14 protein-coding genes and 1 pseudogene are annotated in these 14,732 nt (G+C 31.3%); 13 read left to right on the plus strand and 2 right to left on the minus strand.

Going from position 1 to position 14,732, the window contains the following annotated elements; genetic code table 11:
• Positions 1–66: 66 nt before the first annotated feature.
• The 12 genes and pseudogenes from CXF68_RS15695 (at position 67) to CXF68_RS15755 (ending at position 11,804) form a co-directional block, all read left to right on the plus strand.
• Positions 67–2,475, plus strand: coding sequence for a TonB-dependent receptor (locus CXF68_RS15695; RefSeq protein WP_101046069.1), 2,409 nt, complete (start codon positions 67–69; stop codon positions 2,473–2,475).
• A 121-nt stretch (positions 2,476–2,596) separates the two neighbouring features.
• On the plus strand, positions 2,597–3,316 hold the full coding sequence (locus CXF68_RS15700; protein ID WP_232771671.1) for a DUF4249 domain-containing protein: 720 nt from the start codon (positions 2,597–2,599) through the stop codon (positions 3,314–3,316).
• Positions 3,317–3,323: 7 nt separating this feature from the next.
• Entirely contained in the window at positions 3,324–3,875 is a 552-nt protein-coding gene (locus CXF68_RS15705) for a hypothetical protein (RefSeq protein WP_101046071.1), read from the plus strand.
• A gap of 421 nt (positions 3,876–4,296) precedes the next feature.
• Positions 4,297–5,142 carry an AraC family transcriptional regulator gene (locus tag CXF68_RS15710; protein ID WP_101046072.1) on the plus strand — a complete coding sequence of 282 codons (846 nt, stop codon included), beginning with the start codon at positions 4,297–4,299 and terminating at the stop codon, positions 5,140–5,142.
• 60 nt (positions 5,143–5,202) lie between these two features.
• Entirely contained in the window at positions 5,203–6,249 is a 1,047-nt protein-coding gene (locus CXF68_RS15715; RefSeq protein ID WP_101046073.1) for an NAD(P)-dependent alcohol dehydrogenase, read from the plus strand.
• 220 nt (positions 6,250–6,469) lie between these two features.
• A complete protein-coding gene (locus tag CXF68_RS15720; protein ID WP_101046074.1) occupies positions 6,470–7,324 on the plus strand; it encodes a CPBP family intramembrane glutamic endopeptidase in 855 nt (284 codons plus the stop codon).
• Positions 7,325–7,504: 180 nt separating this feature from the next.
• A pseudogene (locus tag CXF68_RS15725) lies at positions 7,505–8,733 on the plus strand (alkaline phosphatase family protein).
• Between the two features lie 7 nt (positions 8,734–8,740).
• Entirely contained in the window at positions 8,741–9,052 is a 312-nt protein-coding gene (locus CXF68_RS15735) for a hypothetical protein (RefSeq protein WP_101046077.1), read from the plus strand.
• 445 nt (positions 9,053–9,497) lie between these two features.
• Complete coding sequence (locus tag CXF68_RS15740) at positions 9,498–9,869, plus strand: transposase (RefSeq protein WP_101046078.1); 372 nt, start codon at positions 9,498–9,500, stop codon at positions 9,867–9,869.
• A 395-nt stretch (positions 9,870–10,264) separates the two neighbouring features.
• The gene (locus CXF68_RS15745) at positions 10,265–10,720 is read left to right on the plus strand and encodes an IS3 family transposase (RefSeq protein ID WP_101046079.1); all 456 of its coding nucleotides are present in this window, start codon (positions 10,265–10,267) and stop codon (positions 10,718–10,720) included.
• Positions 10,721–10,777: 57 nt separating this feature from the next.
• Positions 10,778–11,338: a Crp/Fnr family transcriptional regulator gene (locus CXF68_RS15750; protein ID WP_101046080.1), complete on the plus strand. Its 561-nt coding sequence runs from the start codon at positions 10,778–10,780 to the stop codon at positions 11,336–11,338.
• Between the two features lie 76 nt (positions 11,339–11,414).
• Positions 11,415–11,804 carry a nuclear transport factor 2 family protein gene (locus CXF68_RS15755; protein ID WP_101046081.1) on the plus strand — a complete coding sequence of 130 codons (390 nt, stop codon included), beginning with the start codon at positions 11,415–11,417 and terminating at the stop codon, positions 11,802–11,804.
• Between the two features lie 149 nt (positions 11,805–11,953).
• Here the strand turns inward: CXF68_RS15755 and CXF68_RS15760 are convergent, their stop codons facing one another.
• Together CXF68_RS15760 and CXF68_RS15765 are read right to left on the minus strand one after the other, a co-directional pair.
• Positions 11,954–12,628, minus strand: coding sequence for a LytTR family DNA-binding domain-containing protein (locus tag CXF68_RS15760; RefSeq protein WP_101046082.1), 675 nt, complete (start codon positions 12,626–12,628; stop codon positions 11,954–11,956).
• 7 nt (positions 12,629–12,635) lie between these two features.
• A complete protein-coding gene (locus CXF68_RS15765) occupies positions 12,636–13,667 on the minus strand; it encodes a sensor histidine kinase (protein WP_101046083.1) in 1,032 nt (343 codons plus the stop codon).
• Positions 13,668–13,798: 131 nt separating this feature from the next.
• Here CXF68_RS15765 and CXF68_RS15770 point away from each other — a divergent pair, with 131 nt between their 5' ends.
• Positions 13,799–14,680, plus strand: a complete 882-nt coding sequence (locus CXF68_RS15770) for an alpha/beta hydrolase (RefSeq protein WP_157821958.1) — start codon at positions 13,799–13,801, stop codon at positions 14,678–14,680.
• The last annotated feature ends 52 nt before the right edge of the window (positions 14,681–14,732 follow it).

A 14,732-nucleotide genomic window follows, 5' to 3' on the forward strand; every position in this document is an offset into this window, starting at 1 on the left:
TTCTATTGGTCAATCTAAATCATTATAAATTTATTGATTTGTGGTCAAATTCTAAATTTATTAAAAATGAATGAAAATCGCCAAATAAAAAGCTACCCATGTAGTTTATTTACTCTACTAACCTACTTTATATTTTTACTACTTAGCTCTCCAATAGTAGCACAAACAAAATTTACCTTGAGTGGCGTAATTTTGGACAAAGGCAGTGGAGAAACGCTTTTCGGTGCTTCCATTTTTTTAAAAGGTACAACAAATGGTGTGGTTACTAACGAATATGGTTTTTATTCAATCACAGCTCCAAAAGGAAATTATACATTAATCGTTTCCTATTTAGGATATGGAGAAATTATCAGAGAAATTCTACTTGATAGAAATCAGAAATTAGATTTTAAAATAATCGAATCTTCCACAAAACTGGACGAAGTAGTTCTTGCTGGAGAGGAAACAAAACACGTAAATCTCAGAAATCCTGAAATGAGCGTTTCTAAATTGAATATCAAAACGATTAAAAAAATGCCTGTGGTACTAGGAGAGGTTGATATTGTTAAGTCCATCCAAATGTTGCCTGGTGTAACTAGTAGCGCTGAGGGTACAAGTGGTTTTCATGTAAGAGGTGGTGCTGTAGACCAAAATTTGGTTTTGTTAGACGAGGCCATAATATATAATACTTCACACTTGTTAGGATATATTTCTGTATTCAATGCAGATGCTATTAAAGATATTAAACTATATAAAGGAGGGATTCCCGCACGTTTTGGAGGGAGAGTTTCTTCTGTTTTAGATGTTCGCCAAAAAGATGGAAATAGTGAACGGATAGCACTTACTGGTGGAATAGGATTAATTTCTAGTAGACTTGCCGTAGAGGGGCCATTATTTGGAGATAAAGGCTCATTTTTGATTGCAGGTAGAGGCTCGTACGCTACTTTGTTTTTAAAAGCAGCAAAATCCGATACTGATATTGGTTTTTACGATTTAAACCTTAAAACCAATTATAGTTTAGATGAAAATAACAAACTCTTTCTTTCAGGCTATTTTGGTAGGGATAAACTAGGCTTTGGAGATAATTTTGGAGTAGGCTATGGAAATACATCAGGAAACCTAAGATGGAATCATATTTTTAACAATAAGCTATTCTCAAACCTATCGCTGATTTATAGTAAATACGACTATAACATTGATTTTAATATTGGTGAATTTGAATGGGTTTCTTCAATAAATAACGTCAACTTAAAATACGACCTTAAATACTATTTGAGTAATGCGTTTAAATTAAACTTTGGAGCAAGTGGTATTTATTACGATTTTAATCCTGGACAGATTACGCCTACATCTGAAAGTTCTTCGATTAACCCTTTAAAATTTGATGATAAAAAAGCAATTGAAAGCGCTTTGTATATCAATGCTGAACATAAACTAACAGATAAGCTTACCGCTCAATATGGGTTAAGATACAGTATGTTTAATCGATTAGGAGGTCAAGAAATTACAAATTACACAAACAACCAGCCCGTAATTTACAACGATGCGTTGGGTGTTTATCAAAGTGGTACAGATATTGGGGTGACTTACCATGATAAAAATAAAAACATAAAAAGTTTTGGCAACCTAGAGCCCAGAGTATCATTAGCGTATCAGTTAAATGAATCATCTTCCGTAAAAATGCAATATACAAAGGCGGCTCAGTATGTTCATTTAATATCCAATACCAATGCAGTTTCGCCATTAGATGTATGGACACCAAGTGGAAAGTACATAAAACCACAAATATCAAACCAATTCGCTTTTGGCTATTTTAAAAATTTCAAAAAGAAATCATATTCACTAGAGGTTGAAGGATATTATAAAACGGTAGATAATAGATTAGACTATATAGACGGGTCAAACTTGATTACAAATACTATTGAAACAGAAGTTTTAAATGGAGAATCAAGAGCGTATGGTCTTGAATTATTACTGCGTAAAAATAAAGGTAAATTCACGGGGTGGTTCGCTTATACACTTTCAAAATCAGAACAAAAAACACTTGGAGGTACCGCAGGAGGCCCTGGAATCAATAATGGAAAATGGTATAATGCTTCTAATGACAGACCCCACGACTTTTCTCTAACAGGAAATTATCAATTAAATGATAAATGGAGTTTTGGTGCTAATTTCGTTTTCCAAACAGGCAGGCCTGTAACCTATCCAGATAGTCAATACGAATATGAAGAACTTTCAATAGCCAACTTCTCCAATAGAAATTCGAATAGATTGACAGCTTACCATAGACTGGATTTTTCTGCGACTTATAAGCCGAATAGAAAACTAAACAAAAAATGGAAAGGGGAATGGGTTTTTGGTATTTACAATATCTATAATCGTAAAAACGCAGCAGCAGTTTCTTTTGGGCAGAATTTAGAAACAAGTATAAACGAAGCAACTAGAACTTCTATATTCGGTATTATACCCTCAGTAACATATAACTTTAAATTTTAAGAAAATGAATAAATATTTAAGAATTGTAATATTCATTTCAGCTATACTAATTATAGCTTGTGAAGACGTTATAGACGTGAATTTACAAACAGTATCTCCCAGGCTAACAATTGAAGCCTCTTTGGATTGGGAAAAAGGAACTATAGGAAATGAACAAACCATTAAATTAAGCACTTCAATACCTTATTTTGATACAACATCAAATGCAAGTGTTAACAATGCTTCTGTTATTGTTATAAATAATAATAGTTTGGACAAATTTGTTTTTATAAACCAAAATAATGGGAAGTATACCAGTTCAAATTTTGTCCCTGTGCTTAACCAATCCTATACATTGGAAGTTATATATAATGAGGAACGTTACTCAGCTACAGAAACTTTAATACCAGTTGTGGATATAGCTGAAGTTATCCAATCTAATGAAGGAGGTTTTGATAATAATGCGCTAGATGTTAATGTTTTATTTGATGACCCGGTAGATGTAAATAATTATTACCTCCTTAAATTTAAAGAGCAAGGAGATTTATTACCAAGGCTATTTGATATTGATGATGAATTCAGGGACGGGAATAGAATTAAAGTATTTTATGAAAAAGATGAGGATTCAGATGAAGAGGAATTTGTTCCCGGTGATATTATATATATTGATTTTTTTGGTATCTCTAGAGATTATTTCAATTATATAAATTTACTTATTCTGCAATCAGAAGGTAATGGTGTTTTTGGACAAACTCCTGCCATCGTAAAAGGAAATTGTGTAAATATAGATAACGCTGGTAATTATGCTCATGGATACTTTAGATTAACCCAAGTAGTTCGTACAAGTTATACCTTTCAATAAGATAATTATGAAAAATAAAAATTGTTTAAAGTTAAAAATGAGACTCAATCTTTTTATGATTAGAACTATTGTTTTATGCTTAATTCTTTTATCAACAATTAGAATAAATGCACAAGAAGAAAGGGTAGATAGAAATAATATTACCACTCCTAAACCCCAGTTGACACTCCATGATTTTGCATATCCTATAGATTTATTTAGCAAGGAACAACATTCAAATTTTGTATTCCGTTATAAAATAAAGTCAAAGTTTTCAGTAGAACTGCATGGGTTTTACGATACTTATTTGTTGGCAAATGTTTTTAAAACACCAATTATAACTAAACTTTATATTACAAATAAACTTTATCTTTTTTCAGGAATAGAATTAGAATCAGAAAGTGATAATTTACAATTAAATCTTCCGCCACCACAATTAAAATTTAAAAACGGGATGGGTTATGATGTTGAAAAAAATTTCTTTATACAATTTGACCATGATCTGCATTTTAATAAGTCTGTTATTGGTGCATATGGAACTCCTAGTCTATTTTCGTTGAGCGGTAAATATAAATTTTAACGGCAAGATTAACGACTTAACTCAATATTTTTAAGAGTATGATCTAATTCTTTATTAAAAGCTGATGATTTAGTTTAAAGAATTAAAATGGAGTGTTTTAACTATGAACCTGGAATTGGTTGGTTATATTCATTATTTTTCTAAAATGCTGAATTTACAAAGAACAAAGGAGAAACTGCTATAAATTTGCACTTACGTATTGGCTATCAATTTTAGCAGTAAAAACGTTGTATAACAACGTGTATGAGTAGTAGCGATTTGGTTTATAACTCAAATCGCTATTACTTTTTATTTTGTATTTTACTTCCCGAAAAGTAGTGCCTTTAAAATTGCTACTACTCATACACAAAACCATTTGTTGCGTTAGAACCTTGAATACAGCAAAAAAAAAGAATTTTACTGAGAATAAGAGATAAACTTTATGGTGAATAAATTTAATCAAATCCTACTTTATGAAAAACCGTTATTTACATGGTATGAATTACTAACGCCTATAGAGGGAGGATTTGATTTACCAGCTGAATCTTGTTTTGCTTATATTCTAGAAGGTGATGAGCAAGACTTAACAAAATCAGGGTTTTTAGCTACAAAGGGCACAGTTATCCTTTCGTTATGTGGTAAAACAGTCGATCGTAGCCTCTCAACAATTGAATCTGGAAGGTTGAGTGCTATTGTAGTTCATTTTAATCGAGAGGTGCTACAAAAAGTTTTTGATGGTCAAAAGCCGAAATTTTGGAAAGAATTGGATCATCCATTAAAAAAGGATACATCCCAAGAAGATGCTACAGCCCTTGTAAAGGCTTATTTTTCTTATATCGCTAAATTTTTCGAACACAAAAATGTACTTAGCGAAGAAATTTTGGTACTCAAGTTAAAAGAAATTATTCTACTTCTCCTGCAAACTGACGAACCTTCAAACTTGAATATAATCATAAGAAGTTTATTTTCTGATAAAACTTTTTCATTTAGGGAAGTCATAGATTCTAATCTGTATGAGCCATTAGACCTTCAGCGTTTGGCGGCTATGACAAACAACAGTATGGCCTCCTTCAAAAGAAAATTCAACAAAATATATGACAGCACACCAGCTAAATACATCACTCAAAAAAAGTTAGAGAAGGCACAAAGAATTTTAGCTTTTTCTCTAAGCTCGATAAAAGAGGTTTGCTATGAATGTGGATTCACTAACCCTTCCAGTTTTTCGCGAATGTTCAAAGATCAATATGGCTATTCGCCTACTAAATTTAGAAAGAACCTCTGTGAATAATGATTGAGCTCACAGGCAAAGGCTGAATCATCATTTCCCTATAAATTGCAATAAAAAAACATGCAATCTTTAAAATATGTACCCAAATTGATGCGCGCTATTGTTTTCCGAAACTATGGTGCCCCTCAAGAAGTAATGGAACTTGTCGATGATAGGGAAATACCTAAGCCCAACAAGAATCAAGTTTTAGTGAAAATTGAATGTGCCTCTATTAATGCTGCCGATAGATATATTGTCCGAGCAAATTATTTTATTATTCGGATGGTTTTTGGACTGTTCAGACCTTCTAAGAAAAAAAGGATCTTAGGAATGGACATTGCTGGAACGATTCAACTCATCGGTAAAAATGTTAAGGGTTATCAAGTAGGTGATGCAATCGTAGCTGATATTCGCAAATCCTTTGGAGGAGGTTTTGCAGAGTATGCAATCGTAAATGCTAAACACTTGGTCAAGAAGCCAGAAACCGTTTCTTTTGAGCAAGCCGCAACTGTGCCTATATCTGGCCAGGCTGCAATGATGGGAATAACACTTTGCTCAATTAATCCAGGAGATAAAGTGTTGATTAATGGTGCCTCTGGTGGAGTTGGATCTTTTGGTGTTCAGATAGCAAAAGCTCAGGGAGCCTATGTAACTGCAATATGTTCAACCAAAAAAGTTAACGCAGTAAGGGGTTGGGGAGCAGATGAGATTGTTGACTATAAAAAAAAGGACTCAATCAAAGCGTTAAAAGGAAATGAGTTTGATGCTGTTTTTGATACGGCATCTTTCGAATGTCCAGGCAGATACAAACAAATTTTAAAGAAAGATGGTAAATATGTATTAGTTGGAGGTGATTTTTACAATATGCTTAAGCTAAAACTTTTTGGCCGCTTCGACCGTGGTAGTCAGAAATTTATGGCTTTAACTCAAGAGGTTGAAGTTACAAAAAATATAAAAACAGTGCTTGAAATGATTGCTGATAAAAAGATAAATCCCGCTATACAAAAAGTTATTTCCTTAAAAGACGTACCAAATGCTATTCATAGCCTTGAACAACGTACTGTGGTTGGTAAAATAGTTGTAAATCTAAATAAGGATCAGCCTATTTATAAGAAAAACCAGTGCTAACACTGTGTAAAAATGCATTAAAACGCATTTTACACTAACTGTCAGACTGTCTAAAAACCTATTTTTGTAACTTTAATATTCGGAGGGCTATCTTTAAAAAAAACAAATACAGGATTCTCTGAGGGGTTATTTTAAGTTATTAGACAGACTGCCGTTAGGCACAATGTAACAAAACTTATACCCAATCCTCTTCCAAGAGTAAATCGACCTATAGACCAAAATGCTAGAAAAAAAATCAGAACGCAAAGAGACTTGGAAAACAATCTTTATTTTCCTAATTATTGTTACAATTGTAAGCACCCCATTTTATCTTGCAATTGTTAATTTATATCCTTCTCGAATATACGTTGGTGCACTCATGTGGTGTCCAGCAATAGCTGCAATAATCACAATAAAACTAAAAGGACAACCTATTTCTTCCATACATTGGAAATGGGCAGATTGGAAATATATTCGCATGTCTTACTTTATTCCTGCTATTTATGTTTTAATTACTTATATACTCATCTGGATTTTTGGATTAGGAGGATTGTCGAATGAAGAGAACATTATGGAATGGGCTACAGAACTTGGATTAGTTGGAATTGGGACATTAAAACCAACGTTTGCCGTAATCATAGGTGCTATTTTACTAGGAACTGTAGGCGTTACAAGGGCAATGGCAACGGTTTTAGGAGAAGAAATAGGGTGGCGAGGTTTTTTAATATATGAATCAAGAAAGGTTCTTTCTTTTACCGGTGTTTCCCTTTTTGTTGGATTTATCTGGGCATTCTGGCATTGGCCAATATTAGTGTATTACAGTGAAAATGTCACTTTAGAATTTATAACTTTTTTTGTTTTTGTAATTTCGATGTCATTTATTATGACCTACTATACTTTTAAATCTAAAAGTATATGGCCAGCAGTAATCTTTCACTCAGTAAGTAATGTATACATTCAGAAAATATTTCCTCCTTTAATAGAAAAAATTGAAGGAACTGAACACTGGCTTGGGGAGAACGGAATTATGTTTGCGATTGTAACCTTTATCATTGGAATATACTTTTGGAGAAAAGCAATTAAAGAAAAATTATAACATATAAATAAACTGACTTAATAATCAATAAAATTTGATGAGTACCCTAATAAAAACAATAATCTCAATTTTAATACTATATATAATTAATTTTAATTTTTCTTATGGGCAATCTGATGGCTTAAAGAAACCAAAATTGGTTGTTGGGATTGTGTAGTAGATCAAATGAGGTCTGAACAAATGTATCGATATGCAGCTAAATATAGCGAAGATGGTTTTAAAAGAATTTTACGAGATGGATTCAATTTTAAAAACACCCAATATAACTATACGCCTACGGTTACTGCAGCAGGGCATTCTTCAATATATACGGATACCACACCATCTACACATGGTGTTATAGCCAATAGCTGGTTCAATCGTTATAAAAATAAATATGCAAAAAGTGTTGAAAACACTACTGTTGTATTGATTGGTAGTAAAATTAAAAATAATATTGGATCCTCTCCCAAACAGTTATTAACGACTACAATTTCTGACCAACTTCGTATGAATACTAATTTTAGATCAAAAGTAATTAGTGTTTCATTAAAGGACAGAGGAGCAGTTTTACCTGGAGGTCATCTCGCTAATGCAGCATATTGGCATGATATTGAAACAAGTCCCGGATATTTTGTTTCTAGTTCTTACTATATGGATAAGTTACCCAAATGGGTTAGTAAGTTTAATAAATTAGAAAAATCAAGTAAATATTTAGATACGGTTTGGAATACGTTTTACCCAATAGAGAGTTATATTAAAAGTTATGGAGATAACAATAAATATGAGCTTGTTCTTCGAGAAGACAACCCTACTTTTCCTTATGACTTTAGAAAACTTCGCGTAAAATACAGAAAAAGAAATATAGAATATTTGATGTTAGGGTTTTCTCCAGCAGGAAATAAATTGCTCACTGAATTTGCTATAGATGCCATTAAAAATGAAGACTTAGGCAATCATGAAGATACCGATATGCTAACTATTAGCTATTTTGTAACCGACAAAGCTGGACATGTTTTGGCCCAAATTCAATAGATGTTGAAGATATTTATATACTATTAGATCATGAAATAAGTAAGCTTTTAAAATATTTAGATAAGAATATTGGCAAGGGAGAGTATACTCTATTTCTGACTTCAGATCACGGAGTGATTCCTATTGCGTCTTATCTAAATGATATCAACATACCAACAGGAGTAGTAAGAATGACTAGATATAAAGACCAATTAGAAAAACATTTAAACACTAAATACGGAGAAGACACGTGGATTCAAAATTTTGATGATGAACAATTATATTTAAATAGAGATGCTATTTTAGAAAAGGGAGTTCAACTAAAGAATATCCAGCAAGATGCAGTTGATTTCTTGGTAAATATTGAAGGAATTAATAGTGCTTTAACTGCATATCACGCAAACCAGTCAATATAATTCGGGCTTGAAAAAGCATGCTCAAAATGGTTATAATCAAAAAAGATCTGGAGATGTAATTTTAACTTTTAATACTGGTTTCGTTCAAGATGATGATTCTGAAATCGACGTGTCTTCAGTAAAGGGAACCATTCATGGTTCGGGATATGGTTATGATCCCCATGTGCCTTTACTTTGGTTTGGAAACGGAATATCTTCTGGGGAATCAGTAAAGCAAGTTTCACCTATAGACATCTCATCAACCCTTACAATGATGCTCAATCTTCAATTGCCAAGTGGAAATACTGGAAATCCATTAAGAGAATTATTTAAGTATTAACTCAATAAGTCTTTTAATTAAAATGAAATACAATTAAGAGAAACAATAGTTAACTTATATCCTTTTCAAATATTTATCGACGAATTTATGTAGTGTTCAATGTTAGTTGATATAATAACGTTGAAATTGAAAGGAAGGTCTATTTCTTCTCCAAACTTGGAATTGAGAAAGCGCAATTATATTTACGATTGTAACCTTTGTCTTTGGAATATACCTTTTGAGAAAAGCAGTTAAAGAAATTTATAAAATAGAAATATAAAACACAGTGCCTAACGTGTATAATTAATTTCTTTGACAAGTGCTTATTTGGAAAATTCCTTCGGAATTTTCTCTGGTTCGTATTTGTTTACTAAATTAGTTGCTTAAACACGCAACTAACCATACACAAGCACGTTGGCAATAATTATGACCCGTCCTGAAATGAGGCTACATAATTTTAAACATTATGTACAGAAATGACAAAGTAATTAGACGTTACAGTGAACTTTTTAAATTAAAAATTTTAGCCGAACTTACTATCGGTAAACACACAAAGAGCGAACTTTGTAAACTCTACTCTATCGCACCTACAACAGTAAATCTGTGGATTAAAAAATACAACCGTAAAGACTTAATGAATACCAGAGTAAAATTGGAAACTAAAGACGAAATATCTAGAATTAAAGCACTTCAAAAAGAGGTGGAACAACTTAAAAAACTACTCCTTAAAAAGGATCTGGATGCTATGGTACAAGATTCTTATCTAGAAGTAGCAGCAGAAGATCTAGGTTATAAATCTGTTAATGAACTAAAAAAAAAGCTAAGTATAAAGCCTTAATAAAAACCAAAGAGAAATCTAAGGGGTTTGCTTCTTTAACTACCATATCTAATTGTTTTGGACTTAAACGTAATGCTTATTACAAGTATAAAAAAAGAACTGATAAACGTTTAATCCTAGAACAACAGATTATAAATATTGTTAGAAAAAGACGCAAATCTCTTCCTAGAGAAGTTGTACGTAAACTTATTAGGTCTCTAGATAAAGAGTTCATTAATGCCAATATTAAAATTGGTAGGGACACGTTATTTAAAGTACTTAGAAAGTATAAAATGCTTACTCTTAGAAAGAAAACTAGTGCTAGAACAACCAATTCGTATCATCGTTTTTATAAGTACAATAACATTATTAAAGACATGAAAATTAATAGACCTAATCAAGTTTAGGTATCTGATATCACATACATTAAAACCATAAAAGGGTTTTGCTATTTGGCTTTAATAACGGATATGTATTCTAGGAAAATAGTAGGTTATGATCTTAGTGACAGCTTAGAATTAAAAGGATGCGTGAGAGCACTTAATAAAGCCATTTATCAAGCTAAGAACATTAAACAGCTCATTCATCATTCTGACAGAGGAATACAGTATTGTAGCAATATTTATACACAAATACTTAAAAGAAAAAAGATAGATATTAGTATGACTGAACAAAATCATTGTTACGAAAATGCCATGGCTGAACGCGTAAACGGAATATTAAAAGACGAATTTTATCTCGATCAAACCTTTGAAAACGTAGCACATGCAAAGAGGGCTGCAAAAAGTGCAATTAATTTATACAATGAAATAAGATTACACTTATCTTTAAACTATAAAACACCGAATATGGTATACAAATTATCAGCGTAAAATCAATTTTAACCTGTAGCCGTATTTCAGGACAAGACATTAAAAAACTAGTAAGCATTGAAAAAATTCCTTTTAGAAATACACCAAGTACCCGACAATATATTGGATGAATACCTCTCTTATTGGCAAGAATATACCGTACCAAAAAAAACAGTATTATCGGAAAAGGATAAAACGGAATCTTATCTTTATTTTGTGCAAGAAGGAATTCAAAAGGCTTATTTTCTAAATGACGAAAAACAACACATTCTCTTTTTTTCATATGCCCCATCATTTAGCGGTTTAATGGAGTCATTTCTCACACAAAACCCATCTAAATATCACCTAGAAACTATTACGTCTAGTAGGTTCCTTCGGATATCTTACAAAAACCACGAAAAACAAATACGAAAACATAGAGAGCTAGAAACTCTTTTCAGAATTTTTATAGAAAAAATTTTAGTAGGACTAATGGAAAGACACCATCAATTATTAGCTCACAATATTGAAACCAGATTTAAAACATTCGCAAAAAGAAGTCCTCACTTATTTCAACTAGTAGCACAAAAGGATATTGCCTCCTATTTACGAATCGATGCTACCAATTTTAGTAAACTGTACAATTCTGTTCAAATTTAAATCTTGGTAAAAACCAAGATTTAAAAAGTTTATTTTTCGGAAATTTGTCCTATTATTTAATATGAAAATTATCATTATGACAAACACGAAAATTGTAGAGACATTCTTAAGTGGATTTAATTCCCCTGAAAAACTATCTGAATCAATTGCACTATTAGCTGACGATTATAGATTTAAAGACCCAACGAAAGAAAATAATTCGAAGGCGGAATTTTTAGTAACAGCACAAGAATTAGGAAAAGTTTTAACTGGAGTTGAAATTATTAAAGTGGCAGAAAATGGTGAATCAGTCGCTGTTCTCTATAATTTCAAATCCGACGTAAAAGGGTTAGAAAATAATTTTGGTTCAGAATGGTTCAGAATAGAAAACGGATTAATTAAAGAATCACAACTTGTGTATGATGCTACTGAATGGAGGAAAGTGTTTGCAAAAAAAAAAAAAAACTATTGCCACCAACGTATATAAAGAATAGCAGTTAAGAGCTAAATCTAAAGTTAGTTCTTAACTGTTATCTTTGTTTTAAATTGAAAAATAGTATACATTAATTTGCTACTTTTCATATACAAAACCGTTGTAAAACATTTAAGAACTCCATCGAATGCCTCTTCCATGATTTAAAAACTATTTAAAACTATTTTCCTTAAACGAATGCTTATAGGGATTTCATAATCACCAATAATAATTTGATTTTCTATAATTTTATCTACTTTGAATTTTGAAACTATATATGACTTATGCGTTTGAATAAAACTACCTTCTGGTAATTGGTCTTTAAAACTCTTTAAAGACATATGTGTAATAATGGTTTCTTCTGGTGTTACTACTTTAATATAATTTTGCATTCCTTCCACAAATAAAATATCGTTTAAGTTTACCTTTTTAAGCTGTTTTTCACTTTTCAAAAACAGTACTTTGGCTTCAGTTTTATGACTGTAATAGTTATTAACTTTATTAACTGCCAGTAAAAAACGCTCAAATGAAATTGGCTTTACTAAATAATCTAAAACGTTATATGTGAAACTTTCCAGAGCATACTCCTCATATGCAGTTGTCATAATAACTGAAGGGGAGTTTTTTAAGCCTTTTAACCAATCAATACCTGAAACTATGGGCATATTGATATCTAGAAAAACTAAATCGATTTGATTCTCTTCTAGATAATGGTTTGCTTGCAACACATTCTTACATAAAGCAATAACATTTAAAAACGAAATCTCTTTACAATAGTCTGCAATGCCTTCTCTAGCAATAGGCTCATCATCGATAATTAAACAATTGAGTTGTTTCATATTAATATTATAAACTAATATATAGGTTTACTATATGATTACATTTGTTTTTTTTAATGTCCAATTGGTGTTTATCTGGGTATAATAATGATAACCGTTTTTTTACATTGACCAGCCCTATTCCACCAATTCTATTCTCATATATTGATTCATCATAACTATTTACTACATTGAGGTGAATCTTCCTTTCTGCTTCTTCAATTTTAATTCTAATGATATTTGCATTACTATCTATATGATTACTACAATGTTTAAAAGCATTTTCAATAAAAGGAATAAGTAATAAGGGAGCTATTTTTAATTTCGAGTTTCCTGATTTAATATCATAATTCAATTGAATATCTGAACCCCTTCGAGTTTTTTCAATTTTTATATACTTCATTACGAAGTCTAATTCTTTTTCTAACAAAATATGAGTGTTACTTTCGTAGAGTTGATACCTTAATAAGTCAGAAAACTGGTGTAAAGTCTCTTTCGCTAAGGTATCGTTTTTACCAATTAAATGATAAACACTATTAATACCATTAAATAAAAAATGAGGGTTTAATTGTGCTTTTAAATATTTTAATTCTGTTTTATAGTTTTCTTCTAACAAAGCCTGGTTTAATTTTTCTGATTTTTTGTATTCAAATTTCAGAATATAGTAAAACCCCGCAATACTGTATAGTATATGAACGATTGTATTAGTGTTAAAATTTGCATCTATTGGCTGGTCATTTACACCGTAAAAATTAAGAAGCAAATAATCAAAATAAGCTTCAGTTAAAGAAACTAAAAGAATTATAAAAATCGAAACTACATAAAACATCCTTTTTTTATCTTGAATATATATTTTTGGAAACAACCAAAAAATTTGTAAGTAAAACAAAAGAGCATTAAAAAAAAGTCCGTAGAGATATGCATATTGAAAACTACCTGAATCATAAGTAAACCCATTCCAATTAAGCTTAGTAGCAAAAGCTATTAACCAATAGTTAAATAGCCAAAACAGAATATGTCCAGCGAATAAAGTTGTTTTAGTTGTATTTAATTTACGCATATTAACAAAGAAACATATAATTTATTAATGCTATGTTAATTTTCTACGTTCATCACTAACTATCCAACGGTTATCAAATTATTATTTTTTTAAGTGTCTTTTTCTCTTTTTTTGTCTCAAAACAAAATAACATGAAAAATACAAACAGATTAAATTTAATTATTTGCACTATTTTATTCACCTCCTTTTTGTCTTGTAATAATGATGATGACACTCCTAAATCTTCAAACACATTTGATGAAGTTTTAGATATTGCTAAATTTTATGGAAATTTAGAAGGAGACATTGTAGTCATTCATGCTCAGGGAGGCCCTGGACTTGAACTTGATGACGATGAAGCTTCAAATCAAATAGTAACTGAACTAGGAATTCAATCAGCATTGTATGTCATGGTGCATCAGGTACAAACAAAAAACCCAATGCTATTCACAGGTTCTGATATTACTTTTGAGCAAGCAAAAGAGTATGATTTACAAAGTGTCTCTAATATAAAACGTGTTGTTGATTTCTTCAATAATCAACAAGGAAAAACAGTCTATGTCCTTGGGGTTTCGTATGGTTGTTTAATTGTCCAAGAATTGATAGCTACATATGGAGTTGATATTGCTGATGGCTATCTTATACTAGGTAATCGCCTAAATGTGGATGACGCTGCTTGGCAAGCTCTTAGTGAAGGTGAATTTCCATATCATGTCTATGACAATGATGGCAATTATACAATTGAATTAGACAATGATCCTAATAATGATAACATAGAAGAAAGAAATATGGGGAAATTACTTGCAGGATTAGCATTTAACCGGTATACTGATAAACTCAACAGCATTTCAAGCCTTTCAAAAGTAACCTATGTTTATGGTGATAGAGACGAGGTAGCTGGACCACTTTCAAAACAAGAAGTTCAATTTTTAAATGATAAAGGTGCGAATGTAATTCTGGTTGAAGGTGCAGGTCATGATGATGCAATAGGTGAAGGTGCAGGTCTATTAAAAGAAATCTTTGGAATAGAATAATACGCTTAAAAAAAGTAAAATTTAAAAAAACATCTATTTCTAAATTTATTAC

The organism is Tenacibaculum sp. Bg11-29 (genome assembly GCF_002836595.1).
Classification (GTDB): domain Bacteria; phylum Bacteroidota; class Bacteroidia; order Flavobacteriales; family Flavobacteriaceae; genus Polaribacter.